3 protein-coding genes are annotated in these 2,150 nt (G+C 72.6%); all 3 read left to right on the top strand.

From position 1 onward, the window contains the following. On the top strand, window positions 1-1,092 hold a 1,092-nt coding region (gene metX / locus PROKR_RS14515; protein ID WP_036964375.1), incomplete at its 5' end, for a homoserine O-acetyltransferase MetX. A 40-nt stretch (window positions 1,093-1,132) separates the two neighbouring features. After that, window positions 1,133-1,570: a VOC family protein gene (locus PROKR_RS14510; RefSeq protein WP_036964374.1), complete on the top strand. Its 438-nt coding sequence runs from the start codon at window positions 1,133-1,135 to the stop codon at window positions 1,568-1,570. 58 nt (window positions 1,571-1,628) lie between these two features. Beyond that, on the top strand, window positions 1,629-2,150 hold a 522-nt coding region (locus PROKR_RS14505), incomplete at its 3' end, for an alcohol dehydrogenase catalytic domain-containing protein (protein WP_036964373.1).

Below are 2,150 nucleotides of genomic sequence, written 5' to 3'. Positions count from 1 at the left end.
GACGACCCGGGGCGGCGGCAGTTCGCCGACGTCGGCTCCTTCGAGCTGGAGGCGGGTGGGCGCCTGCCGGCCGTCCGCGTGGCCTACGAGACGTGGGGCACGCTGAACGCGGACGGCTCGAACGCCGTGCTGGTGCTGCACGCCCTGACCGGCGACTCGCACGTCACGGGCGAGGCCGGTCCGGGGCACGTCACCAGCGGGTGGTGGGCACAGATGGTCGGCCCGGGGCGGCCCATCGACACTGACCGGTACTTCGTCGTGGCGCCCAACGCGCTGGGCGGCTGTCAGGGCACCACGGGGCCGTCGTCGACGGCGGACGACGGGCGGCCCTGGGGCGGCCGCTTCCCCTACATCACGACCCGCGACCAGGTGGCCGTGGAGATCGCGCTGACCCGGGAGCTCGGGATCAGGTCGTGGGACCTGGTGATCGGCGCCTCGATGGGCGGGCTCCGTGTGCTGGAGTGGGCACTGCTCGGCCCCGAGTCCGGCATCCCCGTGCGGAACGTCGCCGCAATCGCGACGACCGCGCAGACCGGCGGCGACCAGATCGCGTGGGCGCACCCGCAGCTCGCCGCGATCCGGGTGGACCCGCGCTTCCGCGGCGGCGACTACTACGACGCGGCCGACGACGACGGCCCGCACACCGGCCTGGGCATCGCCCGGCAGATCGCGCACACGACGTACCGCACGGGCTACGAGCTCGACCAGCGGTTCGGCCGGCTGCCGCAGGGCGGCGAGGACCCCTTCGCGGGCGGCAGGTTCGCCGTGCAGTCCTACCTGGAGCACCACGGCGACAAGCTGGCCCGCCGGTTCGACGCCAACTCCTACCTGGTGCTCACCGAGTCGATGCTGTCGCACGACCTGGGTCGCGACCGCGGCGGCGTCGAGGGCGCGCTCAGCCAGATCACCGCGCGCGCCCTGGTGGTGGCGGTGGACAGCGACCGGCTGTTCCCGCCCACCCAGTCCGCGCGGCTGGCGCGCTGGATCCCGCGGGCAGAGCCGCTGCGGATCGTGACCAGCGACGTGGGCCACGACGGGTTCCTGGTCGAGGCCGACCAGATCGGCCCGATGGTCAGCGAGTTCCTCGGGTAACCGTCGCGCGGACCGCGCGGCCCAGGCTTAGCGTGGCCGTATGGCAAAGCTCAACCCGTACCTCAGCTTCAAGTCCGAGGCCAAGGAAGCCCTGGACTTCTACCGGTCCGTGCTCGGCGGCGAGCTCACCGTCAGCACCTTCGGCGACACCCCGATGGAGGGGATGCCGACCCCCGACGAGGACAAGGACCTCGTCATGCACGGGCAGCTCGACGCCCCGGGCAACCTCACGATCATGGCGTCCGACACGCCGTCGTTCATGGAGTACGTGGCGCCCACCAGCGGCGTCACCGTCTCTCTGACCGGTGGCCCGGACGACCACGACTACATCAAGAACGCCTACGAGAAGCTGTCCGACGGCGCGACCCCGGGCCAGCCGCTCGAGCTCGCGCCGTGGGGCGACTACTACGGGGCGCTCACCGACAGGTTCGGCATCTCGTGGATGTTCGACATCGGGACGGAGCAGTCCGCCGGGTGATCCTTCGTCGTCCGACCCGGCTCCGGTGATCGCCGCCGGGGCCGGGTAGGTTGAACGGATGCTTGCCGCCTACGTGACCCGATTCTCGCCCGACAGCCCGCTCGACGGCCTGGAGGTGGGCGACCGCCCCGAACCGGAGACCCCGGAGCACTGGACCACCGTGGAGGTGCGGGCCGCGAGCCTGAACCATCACGACCTGTGGTCGCTGCGCGGTGTCGGCCTCAAGGAGCAGCAGCTCCCGATGATCCTCGGCACCGACGCCGCGGGCGTGGCGCCGGACGGCACCGAGGTGATCGTGCACGGCGTGATCGGCGCCGACGGGCACGGCGTCGGTCCGGAGGAACCGCGGTCGCTGCTCTCCGAGCGCTACCCCGGAACCCTCGCCGAGCGCGTGGCGGTGCCGACCGCGAACCTGGTGCCGAAACCTGCCGAGCTCTCGTTCGAGGAGGCGGCCTGCCTGCCGACGGCGTGGCTGACCGCCTACTCCATGCTGTTCACGAAGGGCGGGCTGGCGCCCGGCGCCCGCGTGCTGGTGCAGGGCGCCGGCGGCGGCCTGGCGACGGCGGCGGTCACGCTGGGT

The organism is Promicromonospora kroppenstedtii DSM 19349, assembly GCF_000515355.1.
Lineage (GTDB): Bacteria > Actinomycetota > Actinomycetes > Actinomycetales > Cellulomonadaceae > Promicromonospora > Promicromonospora kroppenstedtii.
The sequence above is the reverse complement of the archived record's forward strand: the minus strand, read 5'-3'. Positions and strand labels throughout refer to the sequence as shown.